The sequence below is a fragment of the Patescibacteria group bacterium genome (assembly GCA_041649475.1).
Classification (GTDB): Bacteria; Patescibacteriota; Patescibacteriia; order Magasanikbacterales; family GWA2-37-8; genus JBAZNA01.
This window is the reverse complement of the sequence record JBAZNA010000001.1, coordinates 206,611-229,533: the sequence shown is the minus strand read 5'-3', so window position 1 is coordinate 229,533 and position 22,923 is coordinate 206,611. Positions and strand designations below refer to the sequence as shown.

24 protein-coding genes and 2 tRNA genes are annotated in these 22,923 nt (G+C 45.2%); 13 read left to right on the top strand and 13 right to left on the bottom strand.

The window, feature by feature from the left end:
- Positions 1-25 precede the first annotated feature (25 nt).
- Positions 26-349, bottom strand: coding sequence for a thioredoxin (gene trxA, locus WC526_01170; protein ID MFA5061739.1), 324 nt, complete (start codon positions 347-349; stop codon positions 26-28).
- Between the two features lie 7 nt (positions 350-356).
- The gene (gene infB, locus WC526_01165) at positions 357-2,381 is read right to left on the bottom strand and encodes a translation initiation factor IF-2 (protein MFA5061738.1); all 2,025 of its coding nucleotides are present in this window, start codon (positions 2,379-2,381) and stop codon (positions 357-359) included.
- 209 nt (positions 2,382-2,590) lie between these two features.
- On the opposite strand from infB, the gene WC526_01160 reads away from it, so the two are divergent.
- The 7 genes from WC526_01160 to WC526_01130 all read left to right on the top strand — a co-directional run bounded on the left by WC526_01160 (position 2,591) and on the right by WC526_01130 (position 7,125).
- On the top strand, positions 2,591-2,932 hold the full coding sequence (locus WC526_01160) for a hypothetical protein (protein ID MFA5061737.1): 342 nt from the start codon (positions 2,591-2,593) through the stop codon (positions 2,930-2,932).
- 140 nt (positions 2,933-3,072) lie between these two features.
- On the top strand, positions 3,073-3,711 hold the full coding sequence (gene truB / locus WC526_01155) for a tRNA pseudouridine(55) synthase TruB (protein ID MFA5061736.1): 639 nt from the start codon (positions 3,073-3,075) through the stop codon (positions 3,709-3,711).
- 4 nt (positions 3,712-3,715) lie between these two features.
- Entirely contained in the window at positions 3,716-3,925 is a 210-nt protein-coding gene (locus WC526_01150) for a hypothetical protein (protein ID MFA5061735.1), read from the top strand.
- 250 nt (positions 3,926-4,175) lie between these two features.
- On the top strand, positions 4,176-5,708 hold the full coding sequence (gene rny / locus WC526_01145; protein ID MFA5061734.1) for a ribonuclease Y: 1,533 nt from the start codon (positions 4,176-4,178) through the stop codon (positions 5,706-5,708).
- Positions 5,709-5,829: 121 nt separating this feature from the next.
- Positions 5,830-6,105 (top strand): HU family DNA-binding protein, encoded by a 276-nt coding sequence (locus tag WC526_01140; protein MFA5061733.1) that lies wholly within the window; start codon positions 5,830-5,832, stop codon positions 6,103-6,105.
- A 125-nt stretch (positions 6,106-6,230) separates the two neighbouring features.
- Complete coding sequence (locus WC526_01135) at positions 6,231-6,584, top strand: hypothetical protein (GenBank protein ID MFA5061732.1); 354 nt, start codon at positions 6,231-6,233, stop codon at positions 6,582-6,584.
- Between the two features lie 106 nt (positions 6,585-6,690).
- A complete protein-coding gene (locus WC526_01130; protein MFA5061731.1) occupies positions 6,691-7,125 on the top strand; it encodes a prepilin-type N-terminal cleavage/methylation domain-containing protein in 435 nt (144 codons plus the stop codon).
- Here WC526_01130 and WC526_01125 read toward each other — a convergent pair.
- From WC526_01125 to WC526_01105, 5 genes are read right to left on the bottom strand one after another with little or no spacing between them, the layout of a single operon-like run.
- Positions 7,066-8,166 (bottom strand): acyltransferase, encoded by a 1,101-nt coding sequence (locus WC526_01125; protein MFA5061730.1) that lies wholly within the window; start codon positions 8,164-8,166, stop codon positions 7,066-7,068. The genes WC526_01130 and WC526_01125 overlap by 60 nt on opposite strands.
- Complete coding sequence (locus tag WC526_01120) at positions 8,147-8,899, bottom strand: SGNH/GDSL hydrolase family protein (protein MFA5061729.1); 753 nt, start codon at positions 8,897-8,899, stop codon at positions 8,147-8,149. Before WC526_01120 ends, WC526_01125 begins: the two co-directional genes overlap by 20 nt.
- Positions 8,900-8,926: 27 nt before the next feature.
- Complete coding sequence (locus tag WC526_01115) at positions 8,927-10,144, bottom strand: PQQ-dependent sugar dehydrogenase (protein MFA5061728.1); 1,218 nt, start codon at positions 10,142-10,144, stop codon at positions 8,927-8,929.
- Between the two features lie 9 nt (positions 10,145-10,153).
- A complete protein-coding gene (locus tag WC526_01110) occupies positions 10,154-10,816 on the bottom strand; it encodes a class F sortase (GenBank protein ID MFA5061727.1) in 663 nt (220 codons plus the stop codon).
- 3 nt (positions 10,817-10,819) lie between these two features.
- Positions 10,820-12,634: an ice-binding family protein gene (locus WC526_01105; protein MFA5061726.1), complete on the bottom strand. Its 1,815-nt coding sequence runs from the start codon at positions 12,632-12,634 to the stop codon at positions 10,820-10,822.
- Between the two features lie 165 nt (positions 12,635-12,799).
- Here WC526_01105 and WC526_01100 point away from each other — a divergent pair, with 165 nt between their 5' ends.
- Positions 12,800-14,101 (top strand): FAD-binding oxidoreductase, encoded by a 1,302-nt coding sequence (locus WC526_01100; GenBank protein ID MFA5061725.1) that lies wholly within the window; start codon positions 12,800-12,802, stop codon positions 14,099-14,101.
- An 11-nt stretch (positions 14,102-14,112) separates the two neighbouring features.
- Positions 14,113-14,439 (top strand): hypothetical protein, encoded by a 327-nt coding sequence (locus WC526_01095; protein ID MFA5061724.1) that lies wholly within the window; start codon positions 14,113-14,115, stop codon positions 14,437-14,439.
- A 59-nt stretch (positions 14,440-14,498) separates the two neighbouring features.
- Here WC526_01095 and WC526_01090 read toward each other — a convergent pair whose 3' ends face one another.
- The gene (locus WC526_01090) at positions 14,499-14,672 is read right to left on the bottom strand and encodes a hypothetical protein (GenBank protein MFA5061723.1); all 174 of its coding nucleotides are present in this window, start codon (positions 14,670-14,672) and stop codon (positions 14,499-14,501) included.
- A 174-nt stretch (positions 14,673-14,846) separates the two neighbouring features.
- Here WC526_01090 and WC526_01085 point away from each other — a divergent pair, with 174 nt between their 5' ends.
- Positions 14,847-15,557, top strand: a complete 711-nt coding sequence (locus WC526_01085; protein ID MFA5061722.1) for a hypothetical protein — start codon at positions 14,847-14,849, stop codon at positions 15,555-15,557.
- 46 nt (positions 15,558-15,603) lie between these two features.
- On the opposite strand, the gene WC526_01080 is transcribed toward WC526_01085, so the two are convergent.
- Together WC526_01080 and WC526_01075 are read right to left on the bottom strand one after the other, a co-directional pair.
- Positions 15,604-15,678: transfer RNA gene (locus WC526_01080), tRNA-Glu, on the bottom strand.
- Between the two features lie 38 nt (positions 15,679-15,716).
- A complete protein-coding gene (locus tag WC526_01075; protein MFA5061721.1) occupies positions 15,717-16,751 on the bottom strand; it encodes a hypothetical protein in 1,035 nt (344 codons plus the stop codon).
- 90 nt (positions 16,752-16,841) lie between these two features.
- Between WC526_01075 and WC526_01070 the strand changes: the two genes are divergently transcribed.
- From WC526_01070 to tsaD, 3 genes are all read left to right on the top strand, one after another.
- Positions 16,842-16,915 (top strand) — tRNA-Met (locus WC526_01070).
- Positions 16,916-16,948: 33 nt separating this feature from the next.
- On the top strand, positions 16,949-17,395 hold the full coding sequence (locus WC526_01065) for a hypothetical protein (protein ID MFA5061720.1): 447 nt from the start codon (positions 16,949-16,951) through the stop codon (positions 17,393-17,395).
- Positions 17,396-17,478: 83 nt separating this feature from the next.
- Entirely contained in the window at positions 17,479-18,477 is a 999-nt protein-coding gene (tsaD, locus tag WC526_01060; GenBank protein MFA5061719.1) for a tRNA (adenosine(37)-N6)-threonylcarbamoyltransferase complex transferase subunit TsaD, read from the top strand.
- Here the strand turns inward: tsaD and WC526_01055 are convergent.
- The 3 genes from WC526_01055 to WC526_01045 form a co-directional block, all read right to left on the bottom strand.
- Positions 18,458-21,925: a DNA polymerase III subunit alpha gene (locus tag WC526_01055; GenBank protein MFA5061718.1), complete on the bottom strand. Its 3,468-nt coding sequence runs from the start codon at positions 21,923-21,925 to the stop codon at positions 18,458-18,460. The genes tsaD and WC526_01055 overlap by 20 nt on opposite strands.
- 90 nt (positions 21,926-22,015) lie before the next feature.
- Positions 22,016-22,363: a hypothetical protein gene (locus WC526_01050; protein MFA5061717.1), complete on the bottom strand. Its 348-nt coding sequence runs from the start codon at positions 22,361-22,363 to the stop codon at positions 22,016-22,018.
- Between the two features lie 155 nt (positions 22,364-22,518).
- Positions 22,519-22,905: a hypothetical protein gene (locus tag WC526_01045; protein ID MFA5061716.1), complete on the bottom strand. Its 387-nt coding sequence runs from the start codon at positions 22,903-22,905 to the stop codon at positions 22,519-22,521.
- Positions 22,906-22,923 lie beyond the last annotated feature (18 nt).

The following is a 22,923-nucleotide window of genomic DNA, read 5'->3' as shown; positions in this document are numbered from 1 at the left end:
CCCCTCTTTTGTTTTAGTAAAAGTTTTAGCCCACCTGTTTTTCTATCATTTCCTTCAACTTCTCTTTTTGTACTCCCCCGACAATCTGATCAACCACCTGTCCGTCTTTAAAAACAATAAATGAAGGGATGCTCATTATATTATACTGCATGGCGATATCGCCGTTTTCATCAACATTGCATTTGCCGATTTTTATATTTTTTCCGTCAAATTCTTTGGCCAATTCTTCCACCATCGGTCCCATGGTCTGGCAAGGTCCGCACCAGGGCGCCCAGAAATCCACGAACACCGGCTCCTTTGACCGTAAAACCTCCTCATTAAAATTTGCCTGATTAAAAACGTACTCCATATGAAGATTAATTTAAAATTAATTTTTTCTCTTTGATTTCTTCTTTATAGGCCTCCAAAACATCCCCAGCTTCCAGTCGTAATTTGCCGTCAAACTGCATTCCGCATTCATTGCCTTCAGCAACCTCATTTACCGTCTGTTTGGCAATTTGTAATTGAGATAATTTACCCTCGCCAACCGCTTCGCCTTTTCGTATCACCTTGACCAAACAATCTTTACGAAGTTTGCCGGATGTTACGCGACCGCCAACAATCATGTAATTTTTCTCGGTTCTAAAAACAGCTATGATTTTTACCGCGCCCAGCTCCGTTATTATTTTTTCAGGATTTAACATTTTTTGCAGCTCCTCTTTAATATAATCCAGCAAATCATAAATAATTTTGTATTGCATGAAGCTGATGTTTTTGTCGGCAATCATGGTTTGCGCGTTAGGCATAGCCACGACATTAAAACCGCAAATAATTCCGCCCGCGGCTTCGGCTTTGGCCACATCATCGGCGGTAATATTGCCCAAACCCTTCCCCACTACCTTCACGCCCACTTCGTCATTCTTAATTTTTTCCAGTGATCCAATGATGGCTTCAAGCGACCCCAAAGTATCCGCCTTAATCACCAAATTCAAAAACTTTTTCTCTTCGCCTTCGGCAGTGACCTCTACTGTGGACGCGGAACCTTGTTCGGCTCCGGATTGTTTTGATCTTTTTTCTTTTATGTTTATGTTAGTGGCGGTTTCAAAACTGCCGACATCCAAAACATCTCCGACTTGCGGGGCCACTTTAAATCCTAGGATACGAACCGGGTTGCTTGGTCCGGCGGTTTCCAAAATATCGCCTTTATAATTTCTCATGGCCTTAACTTTTCCGTAAATTTCACCGTTTACCACCAACGGATCATTGATTTTTAAAGTTCCGGTTTGCACCAAGATTGTGGCCACCGGCCCCTCGCCCTTATCAACGTGGGCCTCAATCACGGTTCCGGCCGCCGATCTGTCCGGGTTAGCTTTTATTTCATCGGCATGCAAATCCGCAACCAAGAGTAAAACATCCAATAATTTATCAATATTTAATTTCTGCTTGGCGGAAATCTCAACCATCGGCACATCGCCGCCCCATTCTTCGGAGATAATATTATGTTGAGACAAATCAACCCGCACTTTTTGCGGATCAGCGCCTTCTTTATCTATTTTATTAATGGCCACCACGATTGACAGTTTGGCCGCCTTCATTATATTTATCGCTTCAATGGTTTGTGGCTTCACGCTGTCATCGGCGGCCACCACCAATATGGCAATGTCCGCCACTTTGGCGCCGCGGCTGCGCATGACCGTAAAGGCCTCATGACCCGGGGTGTCAATAAATGTCAGCGGAGTTTTTTCTTTGGTTTTTGGATTGGTCCAGACAACCTGATAGGCGCCAATATGCTGGGTGATGCCTCCGGCCTCGGAATCAACTACGTTCGTGCTTCTGATCGCGTCCAATAATTTTGTTTTTCCATGATCAACATGACCCATAACCACCACCACCGGCGGACGCGCAATTTTGTTCTCACCGCTCGCATCGCTGGTTAAAATATTTTCCAAATTCTGAACATGGGTGTCTTCTTTGTGGTTGTCTTCGGTTTTTTCCGTCACGGTAAAACCAAATTCCTGGGCAATAAGCATGGCTGTGTCATGATCAATGTTTTCATTTTGCGTGGCCAGAATGCCATTTTTCATCAGTTCCATTATCAGTTTTGTCGGCGGCATTTGCAAAGCATCAGCCAGTTCGCGGACAGTCAATTTTTGCGGTATGGCCACAGAAGTGCCTGTGCTTTTTCTGGCTTCTTTCTCCAGTTCCTTCTGCTTTTCTTTCTCCTTGCGTTCTCTTTCATCAATAATATATTTGATTTTTCGCCAATCGCGCTGAATCTGTTGGGCTACACGGTCGTCAATCTTCACTGCTTTCGCACCAATATCAAAACCGAACTCGGGCAAAATTTGCAGGAGTTTCTGCGGATGTACGCGTAATTGTCTGGCTAATTCACTGACATTCATACCTAATTTAATTACACTATATTATATCTTTATCTTGGCATTTAGTCAATTTTTGGCCATTCTTCTTGACATAATCGTATTATTGTGATACCATTTAGCCCATCACGGCCTGGACAAGGCCAACAAGTTTAGGGGCATTGGGCCCAACACGGAAACAAGGGAGGCATAACAAGATGGTCACACGAGCTCGTAGTCCCAAGGAGAGGGAGATGCCGATCCAGAAGCTGATGACGTTCCCGGACACGACCTTGCAGACAAGGGCCGTACGGATCCAGTTCGTGGACGGCAGCGTCAGGTACTGCTCGCTCAACGACTTCAACAGGTACGTCAACAGGCCGCACAAGGCCGACTTCGACGACGAGATCCCCGGCTTCAAGCTGAAGTACGAGGGCCTCATCAGGGGGACGTTCTACATCGAGATCTTCATGGGCGAGGCCTCGGAGCCCGAGATCGACTGGCTCCGCCAGCGCTTCGACGGTCTGCCCGAGCCGATCCCCGTGATCGACATCCAGCCCAAGATCGCCCCCATCGCCGCTTCCGCCGCCGGCTAGCCAGCCGCCCCGCCCTGCTCTTTCCTACCGTGCTCCAATTCGCCATCAGGCGATCACACCGGAGCCAACCCCCACTGAACTTCCCTCCCCAGGGAAGCTCTTTTTTTATTTTAAAATTATGTTTATAATGCAGGGATAGTATGCCATTTCTATTTATCAACAAACCCGCCGGCTGGACCAGTCATGATGTAGTGGCGCATATCCGGACCGACAAAAAAATCAAAGTTGGTCATGCCGGCACCCTTGATCCGTTCGCGACCGGTCTTTTGATTGTCGGCGTCGGCCGCGACTGCACTAAAAAATTGGATGAATTCAAACAATTGCCGAAAACATATATTGCCACCATTAAACTCGGTGCAACCTCTGACACTTATGACAAGACCGGCAAAATTTCCGAATACCAAAACCCAACCAAAGACCCAACCAAAATTCCAGATAAAAAAACCATCTCATCAATTTTAAAATCTTTTATCGGCAAACAATTGCAAACCCCGCCGATGTTTTCAGCCAAAAAAATCAACGGCCAGCGTTTGTATAAACTGGCCAGACAGGGCAAAACAATTGAACGTCAGCCCAACGAAATTGAAATTTACGAAATCAACCTGCTTGACTACTCTTGGCCAATTCTAAAAATTGAGGTAAAATGCTCTACAGGCACCTACATCCGTTCCCTGGCCAATGATATTGGCGAAAAACTCGGCATTGGCGCTTACTGCGAGGAACTGGAACGGACGGCTATTGGTGAAAACTATTTAAAAAACGCAATAAATTTAACATAATTTTATGGCTAAAAAACTTAGTCCGCTGGATGATTTAATTATTGAAGAGATAAGGAGACGCGAAGAGCAAGAGAGAGAAAAAGAGAGGCCAAGAATATATGATGAGGAAATGCCTATCATTGAGGAAGAAAGACGTGAAAATTCGCCGGAAGAACCAAAAGAAAACAGAGGGGTCTGGGAATGGAAAATCTGGGGCAAAGGCAGAAACAATTGACAAAACACCTCTTTAGTGCTATAGTAGAGTCACTAAATAATTAATTGATTTTTGAGTCGTTATTCTAAATAGTTAAGAAGAAAGCTGACTCGCAGAGTTAAGACCGAACCGAATTGTCAACTTTATGCTAAATAAACACCTAAACAAACACTTTTCCGGGGCAAATCAGATGGATTTGACCGGTGTTTTTGTGCTTATCTAAAGCTACTCTTCTTCAATTGAATAACGCCCTCAAAATCTTGAGGTTTTTATGCATTTAACTAATTTTACCTGGGCGATCATCACCCTGGTCGGCGTCGGTATAGCCTTCTTGCTGGGGTATATTTTACGTAAAAAAATAGCCCAGGCCCAGGCCAACTCTATTGAAGCCAAAGCCGAAAAGCTTTTAAACGAAGCCAAGACCAAACAGCAGGAATTCATCCTGCAAGCCAAAGAAAAAGGCGCGCAGATAATTGATGAAGCCAAACGGGAAGAAAAACAATTGCGCCAGGAATTGCACAGCGTGCAACAGCGTCTGGAAAAACGTGAAAATATGTTTGACCAGAAACTTTTAGAATTCCAGGACAAACAGCAAAAACTCCAGGAAAAAGTGGAAAAAGTCCAGCAAATCAAGCAGGATTTGGAAAAAATGCGCGATCAGGAAATTGAAAAACTGCAGGGCATTGCCGGACTGACCAGAGACGAAGCCAAGACCGAACTCTTAGTTAGGGTGGAAGAGGAAAGTAAAAATGATTTGGCCGCCCGCATCATGAAACTGGAAAAAGAATCCGGCGAGGTCTTTGAAGAAAAGGCGCGCACTATTATCGGTGAAGCCATTCAGCGCTGTGCCTCTTCGCACGCGGCTGAAATCACTTCAACCACCGTGTCCTTGCCCAGCGAGGAAATGAAGGGGCGCATCATCGGCAAAGAAGGCCGCAACATTAAAACCATTGAAAAACTAACCGGCTGTGAACTTATCATTGACGACACTCCGGACGCGATCATGGTTTCCGGCTTCTCCCCGATCAGACGCCAAATTGCCAAACTGGCTTTGGAAAAATTAATGGCCGACGGCAGAATCCAGCCGGCCCGCATTGAAGAATTTATTGAAAAAGCCAAACAGGATTTGGCCATTGATATAAAGAAAGCCGGTGAAGAAGCCCTATATAAAATGGGTATCACCGGCATTGATCCAAAACTGGTCGGCATTGTCGGACGCTTAAAATACAGAACCAGTTACGGACAAAACATCTTGAACCATTCAATGGAAGTGGGATATTTGTCATCCTTGATTGCGAGCGAACTTGGACTGGACGCCGCCAGAGCAAAAAAATGCGGCTTCTTTCATGATATCGGCAAATCAGTTGATCAGGAAACCCAGGGCTCTCACCCGGAAATCGGCAACATGATCCTCAAAAAATTCAATATGGATGAAGACATTGCCCAAACAGCTTTGACTCATCACCTGGATAAAACATTCAATATCTTTGCCAGCATTGCCAAAGCCGCGGATGCAATTTCCGGCGCCAGAATCGGCGCCCGCAAAGACAGTTATGAACAATTCATCGCTCGCTTGGAAGAACTGGAGAAAACAGCCACCTCCTTCCCGGGAATTGAAAAGGTGTATGCCATCCAAGCCGGACGAGAAATACGGATCTTCGTTAAACCAAACGAAATTGATGATTACTCTGCCTTCCAATTAGCCAAGGACATTGCCCGTAAAATTGAGCAAGAATTACAGTATCCTGGAGAAATCAGAGTAACCATAATTCGTGAAACCAGAGTGGTGGAATACGCAAAATAAGGCGTTCTTTGACCTGTGGACAACTAGTTTTGCTTAATATAGGCAAAATAGTGTAGATGTGATAGAATACACCTTGTCGTAAACTAATGTTATTTATCTCCCAAAGAAAGGGGGTGACACTATGAATAAAGCAGATTTAGCTCAAGCTATAGCCGAAAAATTAAATTTACCAAAGAGACAGACAGAAGATACTCTAAACTCAATGGTAGAGGTAATTACTGACATGTTAAAGAAAGGCGAAGAGGTTGTTTTGACAGGTTTTGGCGCTTTCAGCGCTAAAAAGCGCGCTGCCCGCCAGGGTGTGAACCCACAAAATCCTTCTCAAAAGATCCAAATCCCAGCCGTGACCGTACCAAAATTCAAAGCTGGTAAGGCCTTAAAGGATGCTTTGAAATAATAGCTAACATTTCAAAAACAAAAGTCCCCTGCGAAGGGGATTTTTTGTTATTTACGAATCTTGACACTGGCAAATTCCCATGTTAAAATTGAACATCGCTTTGTTTGCGATAAGGAGGATTCTCCATGTCCACGACTGCTGTTCCGGGAATGGTCATCGTTTTCCGAGGCGACGTGGTTTTGATGAAAGTTGTGGTTGGCCGCGGCGGCAATCTCACCAAGCGTTTTGCTGACGCAATTCGCGCGGAAGTGCAAAAAAACGGTGAAGCCCCTTCGGCTAGGAACGCCTACAACTTGGCCGCCCAGATGGGGTTCGGGTCCAAGCAGGATCGGGCCGTGATTACGGCCTCCCGGGTCATCTACGATGGCGATACCCCTGGTCTTGAAGAGTTGTGTCGCAAGAACTTCCAGAGCACGGAATTCGTCCCTCTCTGGGGGCCAACAGTGCCCAACCCTCCGGTGGAGACGGTTGACACCTAAGGAGGAAGACCAGAAGAAGGTTTCAAGGCAGTTCTGCCGCCGGTGGAATTGCCTCTTTTTTTATGTTATAATGTATTCAACCGAATTTAAAAAACTAAAATCATTTATGTCCAAAAAAGGTTTCACTTTAATAGAATTACTGATTGTGATCGCTATTATCGGACTACTGGCAACAATTGTGATTGTGGTCTACGGCACGGCCAAATCCGCGTCGCGAGACACCAAGCGGCTGGCCGATCTTAGACAAATTGGCACGGCCCTGGAACTTTATAATAACGACGAAAACCATTACCCGATTGGCGATGACGTAGCTTTAGGAAACACTGATACGGCCTGCCTCAACTCCGACGGCTGGCAAGCCACCGGCTGTGTCGGCGCTTATATGGGAAAAGTTCCGAAAGATCCGCAGTCCGGAAATTATATTTACAGTTCAACCAGCGGCACAAATTATTACACCATTACCGCCACTTTAGAAGGCACTTCAAACGGACTTACCGGAAACATCCGGCTGACGCCTAACGGGATAGAACAAGGAGAGTAATTTTTGGTATAAAAATCCCAGTCCCAAAAACAAGGCGAGATAAATAAGCGTGGCCAAGCCGGCCGGAATTTTGCCGTATAAAAAATTATAGCGATAGAGAAGCGGCCAGTGCAATAAATATATTTCAAAAGAAAACACGCCTAACAGGGCGAGGATTTTAAAATTGATCTTTTTATAAACAAACAGGGCTATGACAGCCATCACCGTCATCAAACTGGCGACTGCATCTCTTAACACACTATCAGTCACAAACGAATGAGAATAGGTATAGGCAAACACGCCCAAAGATAAAATAATTATCAGCCAGCGCCAAACGGCCGACAGACGCAGACGGCTTAACATCGGACTTAACGCCCCCAAAGCTACGCCCAGTGGAAATGACAGAAAGTGAAGTTTATACAGCTTTATCATATCCACGGAAACAATATGAAATTGGGGAGAGTATTTTATAAACAGCCACCCGACTAAAGCCATACCAATGGCAGACACCGCCGGAAAGCGCTTCCAAAAAATCAGCGGAAAAAGAAGGTAATACGCCAGAAGCGGTGTGATATACCACAAAGGCGAATTAATATCCTGATATAAATCCGCGCGCGGAAAAAATCCCAATAAATTTTCTATAACGGTTTTTAAAGGATAGGTTAGGTGCAGAAAAAAGAAATCAAGCAGAACAAAAAGCGCCACGGTCACGGCCACGGGTATATAAATACGGCGCAAACGTTTAGAGTAGAATTGACCGATTGATAATGGTTTTTTCAAGGCCGAAACCACCAAACCATAACCGGACAATACCAAAAATAAATCCACCCCCACGCCGGCATAATTGGAGAGCGGCACTAAAAACTGGCGATCGCTGACTAAAAAATAACCAATATGAGAAAAAACCACCATTAAAATCGCCAAACCTTTGAGTTCGGTGGTGGTTTGCGGTGGAAAAAAAGAGTCGTCTTTAGTGCGGCGTATTGATACCACTAGCGCCAATAGTAGCCCCGTTATCACCACCCAATTTTGTCTTAAAGCATCAGTAATTAAGATTGCCATAAATTATATTGCTCCAAAATTGATATCCTTCATCTGACGGATGAAAACCGTCAACTGAATAGTAATTTTTATCATTAAACGCTTGCTCGTGCGTCAGGGTATATAAATCAATAACTGCAACATTTTTATTGGCGAGCGCCTTGTTTAAAAAATTATTATAACGTCTAGTTTGCCAATCAAAATAGCATCTGTATGGCGGCCAATATGCCTGGCTACCCCCGAGATACGGGATATTGATAACAGTTATATGTGTAGCGGCGCCGGCCAAGCCGTTAACAATGGAAACCATATTTTTTTCAAACACATCTGTCGGCACTCTGTTTAACATATCATTAATACCAACGGCCAATATAACCATATCCGGGTGAAGCTTTGCTGCTTGCGGCACCTGCTGATTTAAAACATCGGCGCTGGTGGCTCCGGGTATGCCTAAATTGGCAACTGTCACTTGAATATTTTTTTCCTGTGCCAAAAGTTTGGCTACAAGATATGGGTATGTTTTTTGCTCTGCAGTCGCGCCAACGCCGACGGTTAAGCTGTCTCCCAGCGCCGCATAAACTATTTTGGCGGTTGATGTGGTTGTGGCCGGCGGTAAAACGATGGTTTGATGAACAGTCGGATTCGCTAAATTTTTTTCACCAATAGACACAGAAATATGACGATAGGCCCGATTAAGATACAGGCCCAAACAGGCTACTACCAAAACCGATACGATTGCTATGTATTTCTTCATAACTTCTGCAGGCGTTTATTAGTTAGATTATAACATTTTATATGTAAACCGGTAAACCACATTGGATGTATCATCGGACACATACATGATGCCACCGGGTAAGGTCAAAATATCAACTGGCCGGCCCCAGGCAGTGCCCCCCTTCAGCCAACCAGTAATAAAATCGGTCTGCACGGCCGTGCCATTACTTTTAAAATCAAACCGGACAATTTTATAACCCGTGGGCACAGTACGGTTCCAGGAACCGTGAAAAGCCACAAACAAACTCCCCTGCCACGCTTGCGGCCAGCCGTCTTTAGGCACAAAAGCCAACCCCAAAGGCGCGCTGTGGGCCTGGATGTTTATATAACTTGGGGTTTCAAACGGCTCCATGCAGGGATTACGGATATAAGTATTTTTATCAAACTCGGTATCATGAATATTTTTTCCATAACAAATCGGCCAGCCGTAATTTTTTCCTTGCTTCAAGATATTAATTTCATCAGGCGGAATATTATCACCCAACAAATCGCGTCCATTTTCCGTGGCCCAGATTTCTCCGGTTTGAGGATTGGTGACCATAAACACCGAATTGCGCAGGCCGGTTGCGAAATCCTTTAAACCCGAACCATCCAAATTAGAGACCAAAACCTTGGCACGGTGGTTATCGCTTTCATGACAAACATTACAGCTGGAACCAATGGCTATATATAATTTATTGTCTTTAATTAATAATGTCCGCGTCACATGTACGCCGCCGGCAGGCAAATCAATGATTTTTTTGCGGTTGGAGGCGGTTAAGGTGCTGGAATTGTAATCATACACAGAAACCGCGTCATTTTCGGCTACGTATAATTTACATTTTCCCTTAAGACAATAAAATTCAAAACCATGCGGCTGGTTCAAATTTTTCAAAATTACTTTTTGGCTATCAACTTTGCCATCACCATTTTTATCAATTAAAACGGTTATGCGGCCGCCGGCAAATTCGCTGACTACTAAATTGCCTTTGGGGTCTAATTTTAAGACGCGGGGATTATTTAACTTTTCCGCGAATACTTTAACCGACATGCCGGCAGGCAGGGAAAGACCCAGATTGTTTGGTGGATCCGATGTGGTAATGGTAGCGACTGCGGCTGCACTACTGATAGTATTGCTCTCCGGGGCGCTGTTTCCCTGCAGATTTTGATAATAAAAAACCGCGGCGAATACAAAAACCCCAATCGCAGCTAATGATAGCAAACCAATGATAATTTTTTTAATCATACTTTAGCTCTACTGCCTATCTGCAAATACTACTAACCGGCCGGAATAACTTTTGGCAGCTTTATTCCAACTTCCTTCACAAGTAATGAGGTTAAGATGTGACTTGTCGTCATTGGAGCTAAACACAGCTGAAGCATCAGCGTTCGGGTCATACTTTCGGCTTTCACGTACCACAAAAGTAGTGGTCGCTCCATTTTCATCAACAACGAATAAATTATCACCTTTCCTCAACTTATTTAAATTATTAAATACTGAATTTGCACCATTTTGCCAGCGACCATAATGGCCGGCAATAACTGCGCTGCCAATATCTCCGGGATGCGGTCCAAGATTGAACCACCCGGCGGCAGCAGGGCCTTTCGGCACACCCACTGTTCCGTTGGGCAGGAGGCCCACTTGTTCAAGAACAGTATCAACCTGGATTTTCGGAATTTTGAGATGAATCGGAATTCCCGGACTTATTTGTTCCGGTAAAACGATGGCGTCGGCTAACTTATTTCCAACTACACCTAGCGGGATTTGATTAATTTGTGAAATTTGACTAACGGGAAGTAGGGTCGGAAAAAGAATGGTTGCCGGAAAAAATGCAACCCCCACAATACTGACGATAAACAAGGACCGTTTTGACGGACTTTTACTTTTGGATCGCCTAGATTTTCTTACGGAACGCATAACTTAAATTCTGCGTTTCTTTAGAACGACAATTGTTGAAGTTGAAATTAATATAAGGACACCAACCAGTATGATACTATTCCAGGGAATATGATTTTCACTGGAAGCAACCCCGGTATTTGGTAATTTCGGAGCAACCGCGGTCACAACGACAGTGGCGACTGCAAAATCTCTCACAGTCAGACCATTGGCTTCACCGGTTACCACGGCGGTGTTAGTCGTAGTTTTGGTTATTCTGGTCCGACAGGTATATGTCCATGTCTCGGTTGGATCAAGCTTTGAATCGCTATTTGTGTCGCCGGAAATATATACCACCGAACTGCATTTATCATCAGTAACACGGACGTTGCTTAACGCAACCGTTCCCGGGTTGGTTACTTGTTTAGTATAGGTAACCATTCCCCCTCCGGCCAAGAGTGTTAACGGATTAGGAATTTTTGTAATGTGAATCAAAGGTGGAATTATTGGTGCGCCGACAACGACCGTAGCATGCGCGATATCAACCGCACTGATGCCATTGGCCCATCCGGTCGCGACAACGGTGTTGGTGTGAGTTTCTGAAAGCGTTGTTGAACAGCGGTATACCCAAGTTTCATCCATATCAAGCTTTGAATCGCCATTTGTGTCGCCGGAAATAAGATTTATTGGACTACAAGTATCGCCAACCATCGTTAGGTCGGTTACTGGAACCGTTCCAATATTACGGAGCGTGTAGGTGTATGCCACCGGACCTGGACCAGCCGGCAAAGCCAAAGGATCCGGTACTTTTATCACATCAATGAGTGGTGGTACGGGCGGAACAACTACCGGCGCGCCAATGTCATCATTTGTAATTATACAGACCGCGGTATTGCCAACATTAAGATCCAGATGCCCGGTGGAGTTGCAATCACCGGAAAATGTCTGGGTGTAATTAGGATCAGAGGTTTCGGTAATAGAATACACACCGGCAGGCGCGGGGAAAACGTTGGTCTGACCAGAAACAACGGCTGTGCCATTAACGAACAGTGGAAAATCAGCAACGGTCTTGGTTCCGCCATTGTCGTTGATGACTGTTTTAACAACACTAATCGTTCCATAACGCTGGCCACCGGATACGGGTGTTGCAACTACAGGCGCAGTCGCACATGTTGGTCCGGAAATATTATTTCCGTCTGTTGTTAAAGAACCATTGAGAGCTATAATTCTGCCATTAACAGTTGCACCAGAGACCAGCGTGACAGAAGTTTGCGCAATGAGTGTTCCGACAAAAGTACTGTCTGAACCGATGGTCGCACTGCTGCCAACCTGCCAAAACACATGACAGGCCTGGGCATTGCCTTGCAAAACAATTGAACCACTGAACGTAAAGTCACCCCCAACCTGAAAAACCCAAACATCATCGTAAGTGCCGTTAAGATAGATCGTTCCGGTAAACGTTTTATCACTGGCTGAAGTCCACACACCCGGCACCGGAGTCCATGGGGTTGTACCCCACACCCCGCTGGTTGTTTGACCTGCCAGGTTACCATAAGCAATTAAAGCAGCCCCTTGAGCAGTCGCGGACAAACCAGTTGTACCAAAATATTGTGATCCCCCCACTGTCCAAGGCCCGGTTTTTGAGGTCTCAAGACCTGGGCTTAGGCCCAAATCACCGGAAATTGTAGTGCCGGCGCCGGCGGCGCTCATTGATAAACCGGCCAAAACTGAAAAACTAGCTGCATCTCCAAGATTGGGAGACGTTGCTATTGCCGCATACGCGGTGTTTGGTCCGGCCAGACCGAGAAGAATAAATAAAAAAATTCCTACAACTCCAGAAAACATTTTAAATGTTTTCATATGTATCTTGCTATAGCCAGCGGATACTTAAAAAAATCAAGTACCCCGGCAATTAATTAATTATGTATATTATAGCACATTTCGTACTTTTTTTGAGGAGATGTGGATAACTTCCCTATAGTTTGCTAAGAATGAAAAATTTTGCTAAGATAAGTTATCAAAAATATGATAACTCATGCACAAAAAATTGAAAGAATTGCCGGACAGCTGAAAGCGCACAAAAACGGCAAGCCGGTATTATTTAAAAAGAAAGCGGTTTCTCATGTAGTGCCCAAACCTGAAGAACAGAAATACTGGAATGAAGAAATTGACATCAGTGATTTAAATGAAATTATCAGTATTGACCCTGATGCGCGGACTTGTGTTGCCGAATCAGGCGTAACTTTTGTAGATTTGGCAACAGCCACTCTGAAATATGGCCTGGTGCCGATTGTTGTACCGGAACTGAAAACAATTACCATCGGTGGCGCGGTTTCCGGCTGTTCATTAGAATCAATGTCATACAAATATGGGGGTTTCCACGACACTTGTCTGGAATATGAGATTATTACCGCGCAAGGCGAGGTTCTGACCTGCTCTCCGGATAATGACAACAGTTTATTATTTCAAATGATACACGGCACCTTTGGCACTTTGGGCCTTCTGGCTAAACTCAAATTCAGATTGGTTCCGGCCAAGCCGTTTGTTAAAGTCACTTATCAAAAATGTGTGGATATTAAGGAGTATAAAGCTACCATCTGGGATCACTACACCAAAAAAGATGTTGATTTTATGGATGGTATAATCCATTCCCCCACCGAGTTAGTATTAAGTACAGGAAATTTTGTTGACACGGCGCCCTACACCCACAGTTATGACTGGATGAGGGTATATTATAAAAGCACAAAAATACGAAAAGAAGATTATCTTAAAACCATTGATTATTTTTTCCGCTATGACAAAGGTGTGACCAATGTCACCCCAAAATCATTTCTGGGACGTTTGTTTTTTGGTAAATTTATTAATTCTTCAAGCTTATTAAAACTGGTGCAAAAATTTCGCAAAGTTATCCCGGCTGATAAGATACCAGTAACGGTTGACACCTTCATCCCGTTTTCTGAAGGTGAAAATTTTATGAAATGGTATGAAAAAGAGATAAATTTTTTCCCTTTATGGTGCGTGCCTTATAAAATTGCCCGGCATTATGAATGGATTTCCGGAGAATTTTTTGAAAAAATGAAAGACGAGTTGTTTTTAGATCTGGCCATCTACGGACTGCCAAAACGGCCGGACAAAAACTATTACAAAATGTTTGAGGAAGAATTGATGGCTATTGGCGGCATCAAAACCTTGATTTCCACCAACTATTATTCGGAAGATGACTTTTGGAAAACCTGGAACAAAGATAATTATTACGCGGTTAAAAAGAAAACTGACCCGGAGGATATTTTTCTTGATCTTTATGAAAAAACATGTAAAGTTACCTAAGGAGGGGTGATATGCACGGAAAAACCGGACTCGTTAGTGTGCGCAAGGGTGATGAGGTTGTTTTCAAGTTCTGGACCGACTGCGGTGGAGAAAACGCGGCCGATGTGGCCGAAGCCATCCGCAAAGAGGGCCGGGTACCGAAGATCAAGGAGGCGCTGGTTCTGGCAACCGTGACCGGATTCGGCTGTGATGGTTGTCAGCTGTTGATCGCCAAGTGCGAGAACGTTGCCGAGGTCACCATAGACGAACCGTTCGCCGCAGCTGCGCTCAAGGATGCCAAATCAAGCCCCTACGCTAGCCACGAGCGGGCCGACTACTACGAAGAAGTGGTCCTGTGAAAGGATAATGTGAAAGGAGAAAAAGAGATCCTGCTTGCGAAGCAACAGGATCTTTATATTTACATGTGTAAAAATTCCAACAATTTATAAATCAAAAATGCCGGCCAAACCAGGGCCTTCAAAAATCCCAGCACGCCCATCCAGAATGTGGTGGCGTGTTGGATATAATAAATAAGAGCGCCGATGAATGCCAGGCCGTAGATTCCGCTTGAGACGCCTTGATGTTTGGTCATAGTGTTTGTTAAGAATAAAAAATTAAATTATTGATATTTGTATTATATCACAAACTCCACCTTATGGGTGGAGTTTGGTTTGTAGACGATTTTTGTTATTCTTAACATAAAATGATATAATTATATCAGCCAAAAATTTTCCTTGCTAAATTTATTAATGCACTAATTTCAAATATGAACAAAAAAATTCTTGGTATTGCGTTTGTTTTAGGCAGTATTTTGATTTTAACCGGCGCCGGATGTATTAATAAAAGTCCCGCTCAAAATTCAAAGCAGGAGAACATTTACCCGCCGGCTGTCAACCAACAGTCTCCGAACAGCACTGCGACGGAACCGCCGGATGATAACAAAGATTCCGGGGATATGTGCAATTCAGCCACAGAAGCAGAGGTTCCCAATGGGTTGGCCAAAGAATTAAAATCAATTTACAGCGAAGCCGGCGGTGAAATAATTTTTTCCGCCAATATCGGACAAGGCGATCAGGTCGGAGATGCCCTAATGTATGTTGTCAAAATCAAACCGACAACAGCGAAACTGGAAAACGCCTTTAAAAAACACGGTTACAAGATAGCGTTGTCGGGTAATATCATGGTAGTTACAAAGGACAAACTGGCCCTTAGCATTAACTTGGTGGAAGGAGCGGAATGTCAGGCACTTGTCATGATGAGAATTGATGAACCGTTTAATCTGGGCGGGACAGTGACAACCGGAGAGTGTCAAAAAATGCTGGAGCTGGCCCAATCGGCCGACGTTCGTTCCCATAATATTTTTGTAGCCATGTTAAATGCCCAAAGATTGTATAATTATTGGTATATGCTTGCGGCAAAATACGGTGTGACAAAAGAAGCTATTACGAAAACTTGTAAAACAAAGCTCGGCCTCTAGCCATCGCCCGTAACAAAAGATTCCGGTTCTCCGGAATCTTTTGTATTGGTAGCCCCAACGGGAATCGGACCCGTGTTTTCTCATTGAAAGCGAGATGTCCTAACCACTAGACGATGGGGCCATAGTGCGGCATTATGATACCAGAAAATTCGGTGAAAGTCAACCTTTTTCCCATGGCGCCGGCAAAGCGCCCACGGATTCAAGATACATTTTGACAATCGCCGGCACACTGGTGACTGACGGCTTGCCGTGCTCAAATTTTTTCTTTTGCTCGTATAAATCAGATGTTCCCAACACCTCAAAGCGGTTTTCTTCTTCCGCGTCCAGCGCTCTGGAGTGCGGGGTGTCGGCAATCACTGACGGTGTCCAGATAAACGGCGCCAAAAAATCAGCGCCTATGGTTTCTTTAATTTCTTCCAACCCTTTTAATCCCCCGTCTTCGGCGTCTATCTCACATATCTGCATTGGTAAAGAAAACATTTTTTGTATCCGTTTGACCCGCTCTTCCATCATCTTTGGCACTTCAGAGGCCGGCACTTTGCCAGACCGCAGTGCGCCTTCAAAAAAAGTAACATCATCCTTCAATTGCTTGGCAAACTTTTTTGCTTCGCCAAAATGGGAAACCGCCCGCAAAATTTCACGCAACCGTTTTTCCACTTCCGCCTCGCCAAGCGCACCGGCATCCATCTCCGACCATTCATACAAATCCAAAAGTGGTTTAAAATGGCTGTTATTATCCTGTTGTGCGTGCATATTTTCATGCACCAACTCTTCAATTTCTTTGGCGGACTTAAGCGGCGGCACGACTATCATCTTTTTTGGTTCATTGATATACCCACATTGCTCCACCAAATCGTCTATGACTATATCCGGCAGCGGCTGGCCGTCTTTGTTTAAATTTTTTAATACGTCACGCTTTTTTCCTTCTTTGGATATAATAATAAAGGACTCCAGCTTCCAGCCGTTGTAAAATCCAAGCTTTGGATCCGGCGATTCAATAGGAAACGGTTTGGCATTTACATCAACCAACCCCTGGGCGATAAATTCACCCTTGCTGTCGCGATATTCATAACAGCGTCTCAAACACTCCCTGGCTTCTCTTTTCTGCCCCAAAACAACTTTTTCCACAGCAAAAGACGGCCGATTCTGGCCGACAAGCGGTATTGAGTTTTCATAAGGCCTTTTTTCCAACATAATCACAAAATTATTGAATTTACACTATCACAGAACAGAGCCAAAATCAACATTGACTAAAGCCATTTTTTTTTGTATACTTTCGGTAATGTCAGGGTAGCTCAGTTGGTAAGAGCGTAGGATTCATAACCCTAAGGTCGAGGGTCCGACTCCCTCCCCTGACACTCGGGAAAACGATCTCGATCTTGGAGGAAACCATGAGCAAACAAGGACCGGCGCTGGGAAGCATCTTCGAAAAGGATCTGAGCGGATGGCAGCTTCGGTACGGTTACCTACTGCTGATCGAACACGGACTGATGGGTGTATTCCCAGCTCTGACTGCAGAGGATAATGAACCTGTGGTCGTAGTGGAGAAGCCGCTCTTGAAGATGGTGTGGGACTGCCTTGAGCACAAACGGGCAAAAGTCGCCACGCAACTTCTCCTCTACAATCCCACGAAAGGGATTGGTTATTCTCTCCAGGCCACTATCGATAGCCCGGAGCCGAAAGAGATGTCGCCGCTCAAGGTGCTCAGTTCTAAAAAAATTCACGAGCTCACGGGCACTTCTGGTCCGGGAGAAGCGTCCAAGTTCAAATGGACGCCGGGATTCGTGAGTTTCGACGCCAGTGATTGGCCTATGCCGGCGGAACTCAACTGGCCATAAGGAGACATAAGGAGTCGAGGAAGACACACGTCTTCCTCCGTAATACCGAGTTTCTAAATAGGAAATTCGGTATTGCGAAAAATATGCTTATTCTTGGTATAGAAAGTTCCTGTGACGATACTTCGGTGGCCTTGCTCAATTGTTCAAGCCAAGGTTGCGTTGTGGTATCGGAAAAAACCGCTTCGCAAATTGACATTCACAAAAAATACGGCGGGGTGGTGCCGGAAATCGCCGGCCGGGCGCATGCGGAAAAAATTACGCCGCTGATTGAACTCATTTTGGAAAACCAGCCCCAGCCGGATGCGATTGCGGTCACGGCCGGACCCGGGCTGATTACCGGATTATTGGTAGGCGTGGAAGCGGCCAGAACTTTATCGTACGCTTTAAAAATTCCGGTGGTGGCAGTAAATCATATTGAAGGCCATATTTATTCTACGGAGATCGCGGCCGACTCCAAGATAGAATTTCCAGCTTTGTGTTTGGTGGTGAGCGGCGGCCATACCGAATTAATTTTAATAAAAAAACCCAGGCAATATAAACTACTGGGCGCGACCCGTGACGACGCAGCCGGAGAATGTTTTGATAAGGTGGCCAAGCTGGTTGATCTCCCCTATCCGGGCGGTCCGCAAATTTCTAAACTGGGAAAAAACGGAAATCCGCAGGCGATAAAATTTCCGCGGCCGATGATAAATGATGATAATTATAATTTTAGTTTTGCCGGACTGAAAACCTCGGCTCTTTATTGGTTAAGAGATCATAAAATCAATAAAAAAATTACACTGGAAGATTTTTGCGCCAGTTTGGAACAGGCCATTGTTGATGTTTTGGTTTCTAAAACCGTCAAAGCGGTGCAAGAATTCCGGCCGAAGACAATCGTGGTTGGCGGCGGCGTGAGCGCAAATTTAAAACTGCGGGAAACCTTCGCCGATGCACTTTCCGGCAGCAACATAAAATATCCGGACTTAAAATACTGCATGGACAACGCGGCCATGATTGCCGTGGCCGGATATTATCATACCCTTAAAGAAGATTTTACAAATTGGCGGAACCTTAAGGCCGACCCTAATTGGAAAATTGTTTAAGTTCTTCTTTCAACTCTGTGCAGCCGTCCACCCGGTAGCCGCTTTTTATTTTTTTATTCCCCACTTTTATATACACCACCTTATCGCCCGGATACCTCCCTAGAATTTTTTTAATATTATCTGATTCGGTTTTTATCTTGGCCGGGCTGACCACAACTTCAAAGCCCTCTTCTTCCGGACTGACAAAATTCGGCGCATACTGGCGCAAAGACGGCGCACCCTGATTGATATTCATTTGCATGGCCAGCGTAGCCGCGTTTTCTTTGGTTAAAATATACGCCCGGTCCACAAACAGTTTGTCATCCCCTTCTTCTTCTGATGTCTTGCCCACCACGCAAACCGGTTTTCCTTCTTGCCAAACATCTTTGGTGGTTTCAAAGGTGCGCGGGAAAATCAAAAGTTCCAACCCACCGCTTAGATCCTGAATTTTGGCGAACATCATCGCCTTGCCGCTTCTGGTAATTTTTTTCTTGGTGGAATCAATAAATCCGCCCACCACCACCCGGCTGTTGCGCGGCTGATTGGGCAAGTCCTTAATCGGTGTCAGCACGCCGTTCATAATTTTTTCAAAATACTTAAATGGATGGGAAGTGACGAAGAGTCCCAGCAATTCTTTTTCCCAAATCAGCTTGTCGGCTTCATCGGCCAGGGGCGCCGGATTAAGCTGAACTTTGGCGGACAAATCAATCGTTGTGCCTGAAAAAAGCGAATTCTGGTTTGATTGGGTTTTCTCATGCATCTGCCTGACAAAACCCAAAAGGTTGTCCGTGTTGGCCAAAAGCAATCCCCGGTCATGGCCAAAACAATCAAGCGCGCCACATTTAGCCAAACTTTCCAGGGACTTTTTGTTTAAATCCTTATCATTTACACGCGTGAGCAAATCCTGCAGGTCTTTATACGTGCCATGTTCTTTGCGTTCGCGGTAAATCACTTCGGCAATATGCTCGCCCAGATTTTTTATGCCGTTTAAACCGAACCTAATGTGCGGCTCGGATCCGTCTTCCGGCGAAATCATGGCGAAATTTTTAAAACTTTCATTAACATCGGGCGGTAAGACCTTTATGCCGATTCTCTCGCACTCATGAATAATTTCCGGCACTTTATCAATGTCGCCGCTTTCCGCAATCAAAATCGCGGTCATATACTGCACCGGAAAATTAGCTTTCAGATAGGCGGTCTGATAGGCCACAACTCCATAACTGCAGGCATGGGCCTTGTTAAAACCATAAGCGGCAAACGGCTCAATGCGTTCCCACAGGGTGTTGATTTTTGCTTCGGACAAATGCCCGAATTCACGGCAGCCCTTAAAAAATTTCTCTTTCTGCTTGGCCATTTCTTCCGGAATTTTCTTGCCCATCGCTTTTCTGAATTTATCCGCTTCCTCCCAATTGTATCCGGCCAAATTTATAGCCGTAAGCAAAACGTCGTCCTGATAAACAATCAAGCCCAGGGACTGATCAAGATAATTTTCCATGCGCGGATCAAGATATTCAATCAGTTCCGGATGATTTTTTCTTTTTATATATTCGGGAATTGATTCCATTGGCCCGGGGCGAAACAGTGCCACCATGGCCATAATATCAAAGATGCTGGCCGGCTTTAATTCTTTCAAATATCTGGTCATGCCAGATCCGGAAAGCTGGAACACACCGATAGTTTCACCGCGCGCCAGCATTTCATAGGTTTTTTTGTCATCCCAGGGCAATTTGTAGATATCAATTTTCTGGCCGGTTGTTTTTTCTATAATTTCCACGGCATGACCCAAAATAGATAAATTGCGGATCCCCAAAAAGTCCATTTTCAAAACTCCAGCCGCCTCCACCGCGTGCATTTCATATTGAGTGGTAATTCTCTCACCGCCGGTTTCGCGCTGAACCGGAGTAAAATCCGTAAGCGGCGTCGGTGAAATCACCACTCCGGCCGCGTGTATGGAAGTGTGTCGGGCGCAGCCCTCCACTTTTTGCGCCAAATCCAATAAACGGTGGGCTTGCGGATTTTGATCGTATAATTTTTTTAAATCCGGCTCCAGCTCCATGGCTTTGGCAATATTCATGTGAAAACCCTGCGCGCCAAAAGGAATCATTTTTGAAATCTGATCGCAAAAAGAATAGGTATAGCCCAGCGCTCGGCCCACATCGCGCACCGCTCCGCGCGCCATCATCGTTCCGAAGGTAATAATCTGCGCCACTTTGTCCGCACCATATTTTTGCGTGACATAAGCAATCATGTCGTCGCGGCGGTCGTCGGCGAAGTCCGCGTCAATATCCGGCGGGCTGGGACGGAATGGATTTAAAAATCTTTCAAACGGCAATTTGAAATACAGCGGATTAACAGTGACGATTCCTATAGCGTAAGAAACGATTGAACCAGCAGCCGAGCCCCTGGTCGTTTCGGCAATGCCGTGGTCGCGCGCATACTGCACATAATCGGCAACTGTTAAAAAATACGGAGAATAACCTTTTTTGGCGATAATTTCCAACTCATAGTCAACTCTTTTTTTCACCTCCTCGGTTATCTGCAACAGCTTCGGCAATCTTTCATAAACCTGCTCGCGCAAATAACTGTCGGCGGTCTGCCCGACCGGAAGCTCAAGAGGCGGAAAATGCCATTTATTAAGTTCTAAAACCAGATTCGCTCTTTCGGCAATCTTAACCGTGTTCTCCAATGCTTCAGGAATATGTTTAAAGCGGCCGGCGATTTCTTTGACGCTAGCCATTGAACAATCAACCGCATTCATGGTCTGGCGATTGGGTTCATCCAAAGTCCGGCCGTCGCGGATGCAGGTTAAAATATCCTGGGCTTCGGCGTCCTCCGGTTTCAAATAATGCACGTCACGGGTGACAATAAGCGGGACGCCAGTATCTTGGGAAAGCTTAATTAATTTTGTATTCATCTCCATCTGACCTTCCAAACCCGGCAAGTCCTGCAGTTCCAGATAAAAATTTCCTTTGCCAAAAATTTCTTCGTATTCCAACGCCACTTTTTTGGCTTTCTCAAAATTATCTTCTTTGCGCAAAATCCAAGGAATCTCGCCGCCAAAACAGGCAGATGAAGCAACCAAACCTTCATGATATTGTTTTAGAAGTTCTTTATCAACACGGGGTTTGTAATAGAACCCCTCCAGATGAGCCAGCGAAGCCAGCTTCATCAAATTTCTATAACCGGTATAATCCAAAGCCAACAACACCAGATGATAATACTTGTCATTTTGATTTTTATCAAAACGACTGCCCGGAGCCAAGTATGCCTCCATGCCGATGATCGGTTTTATTCCCTCTTTCTGACACCGCTCATAAAACTCAATGGCGCCATACATATTACCATGATCGGTGAGGGCAAGGGCAGTCATGCCCAAACTTTTGGCATGCTTAACTAGCTCGTCAATTTTTGGCAGGCCATCTAAAAGCGAATAATGGCTGTGGACATGGAGGTGAACAAAGTCGGGCATAGTGCTCGTATCTTACCCGAAAGCCATAACAAAATCAACAAAAAAAGGCCCAAGCAGATGCTTGGGCGTGAGACGAGGGAGGAAGTGGGGTCAGCCCACGGATTCCTTGGGCTCGGGGTAGACGTTGACCCTGGGCTCGTAGACGTCGGGGGTGAAGTGCAGGTACCGCCGGCGCCGGTTGCCGTTGGCGACGTACATTACGTACACCTCCACTTCGCCGTGCGCGTCGGGGTCCTTGATATCCTCGACGAACACGGTCATCTTGCGGCCGTCGGAGAGCTCGAGCTCAACCGGGAACTCCTGCTCCTTTGCCAGCAGAAGCTCCTGCAAACTCGGCGACCGAACTACGGTCCACGAATCGTCGGGGTCAGGGTCGGCACCGGCCTCTTTCAAGAAAACGGCCTGGGCCGCCTCCCAGTCCTTCGCGCGCATTCCCATCTTTTTTCTCCTTCCTCTATCATCATACCCGAACCGGAATGGTCCGGGCTTCCTTACCTAAGGAATAATCACCAAGAATACACTAAAAATATTTTTTTGTCAAGATAGGAGGCAACTTAAAAGAGCCCGGGTGGGCTCTCTTGTTTAAATTTATTTTATCTTCTAATCTTCTTTGCTACCTTGCTCATGCCCTTTGCAGTCGCTTTTACCGCAAAGTCCACCGCGTCTTTAGCTGAAGTATTCATTTTTTTAGAACCGCTATCAACCCATTCTTTGGCTTTCTTGCTCACGATATTTTTTACGGCATTGGCTACATTGCCGCCGGCTAAACCAATCAAAGCATGAATGCTTTCCACCTTGCCGCGCACATAATTTATGGTTTCAGTTAGCAGTTGCAGGCGCGAGCGAAATTCTTCAACCACCCGGTTGGTGTTCTTTAAAATTTTCACCACGTAGAAAAACGTCCAGCAGAGAAAAACCGTCAGCCACAAAACACAAAACGCGATGACCAGGTATAAAATATCTTTGGAAGTTTCTATCATACCGCTCCTTAAATTAAA

Bases quoted from the DNA above. Each gene is read 5' to 3' on its own strand.
- truB (MFA5061736.1), top strand. From the start codon at position 3,073: ATGCCATTTCTATTTATCAACAAACCCGCCGGCTGGACCAGTCATGAT.
- WC526_01160 (MFA5061737.1), top strand. From the start codon at position 2,591: ATGCCGATCCAGAAGCTGATGACGTTCCCGGACACGACCTTGCAGACA.
- infB (MFA5061738.1), bottom strand. From the start codon at position 2,381: ATGAATGTCAGTGAATTAGCCAGACAATTACGCGTACATCCGCAGAAA.
- trxA (MFA5061739.1), bottom strand. From the start codon at position 349: ATGGAGTACGTTTTTAATCAGGCAAATTTTAATGAGGAGGTTTTACGG.
- WC526_01045 (MFA5061716.1), bottom strand. From the start codon at position 22,905: ATGATAGAAACTTCCAAAGATATTTTATACCTGGTCATCGCGTTTTGT.
- WC526_01100 (MFA5061725.1), top strand. From the start codon at position 12,800: ATGATAACTCATGCACAAAAAATTGAAAGAATTGCCGGACAGCTGAAA.
- WC526_01130 (MFA5061731.1), top strand. From the start codon at position 6,691: ATGTCCAAAAAAGGTTTCACTTTAATAGAATTACTGATTGTGATCGCT.
- WC526_01090 (MFA5061723.1), bottom strand. From the start codon at position 14,672: ATGACCAAACATCAAGGCGTCTCAAGCGGAATCTACGGCCTGGCATTC.
- WC526_01075 (MFA5061721.1), bottom strand. From the start codon at position 16,751: ATGTTGGAAAAAAGGCCTTATGAAAACTCAATACCGCTTGTCGGCCAG.
- WC526_01050 (MFA5061717.1), bottom strand. From the start codon at position 22,363: ATGGGAATGCGCGCGAAGGACTGGGAGGCGGCCCAGGCCGTTTTCTTG.
- tsaD (MFA5061719.1), top strand. From the start codon at position 17,479: ATGCTTATTCTTGGTATAGAAAGTTCCTGTGACGATACTTCGGTGGCC.
- WC526_01125 (MFA5061730.1), bottom strand. From the start codon at position 8,166: ATGGCAATCTTAATTACTGATGCTTTAAGACAAAATTGGGTGGTGATA.
- WC526_01135 (MFA5061732.1), top strand. From the start codon at position 6,231: ATGTCCACGACTGCTGTTCCGGGAATGGTCATCGTTTTCCGAGGCGAC.
- WC526_01065 (MFA5061720.1), top strand. From the start codon at position 16,949: ATGAGCAAACAAGGACCGGCGCTGGGAAGCATCTTCGAAAAGGATCTG.
- WC526_01120 (MFA5061729.1), bottom strand. From the start codon at position 8,899: ATGAAGAAATACATAGCAATCGTATCGGTTTTGGTAGTAGCCTGTTTG.
- WC526_01095 (MFA5061724.1), top strand. From the start codon at position 14,113: ATGCACGGAAAAACCGGACTCGTTAGTGTGCGCAAGGGTGATGAGGTT.
- WC526_01055 (MFA5061718.1), bottom strand. From the start codon at position 21,925: ATGCCCGACTTTGTTCACCTCCATGTCCACAGCCATTATTCGCTTTTA.
- WC526_01150 (MFA5061735.1), top strand. From the start codon at position 3,716: ATGGCTAAAAAACTTAGTCCGCTGGATGATTTAATTATTGAAGAGATA.
- WC526_01085 (MFA5061722.1), top strand. From the start codon at position 14,847: ATGAACAAAAAAATTCTTGGTATTGCGTTTGTTTTAGGCAGTATTTTG.
- WC526_01115 (MFA5061728.1), bottom strand. From the start codon at position 10,144: ATGATTAAAAAAATTATCATTGGTTTGCTATCATTAGCTGCGATTGGG.
- WC526_01105 (MFA5061726.1), bottom strand. From the start codon at position 12,634: ATGAAAACATTTAAAATGTTTTCTGGAGTTGTAGGAATTTTTTTATTT.
- WC526_01110 (MFA5061727.1), bottom strand. From the start codon at position 10,816: ATGCGTTCCGTAAGAAAATCTAGGCGATCCAAAAGTAAAAGTCCGTCA.
- rny (MFA5061734.1), top strand. From the start codon at position 4,176: ATGCATTTAACTAATTTTACCTGGGCGATCATCACCCTGGTCGGCGTC.
- WC526_01140 (MFA5061733.1), top strand. From the start codon at position 5,830: ATGAATAAAGCAGATTTAGCTCAAGCTATAGCCGAAAAATTAAATTTA.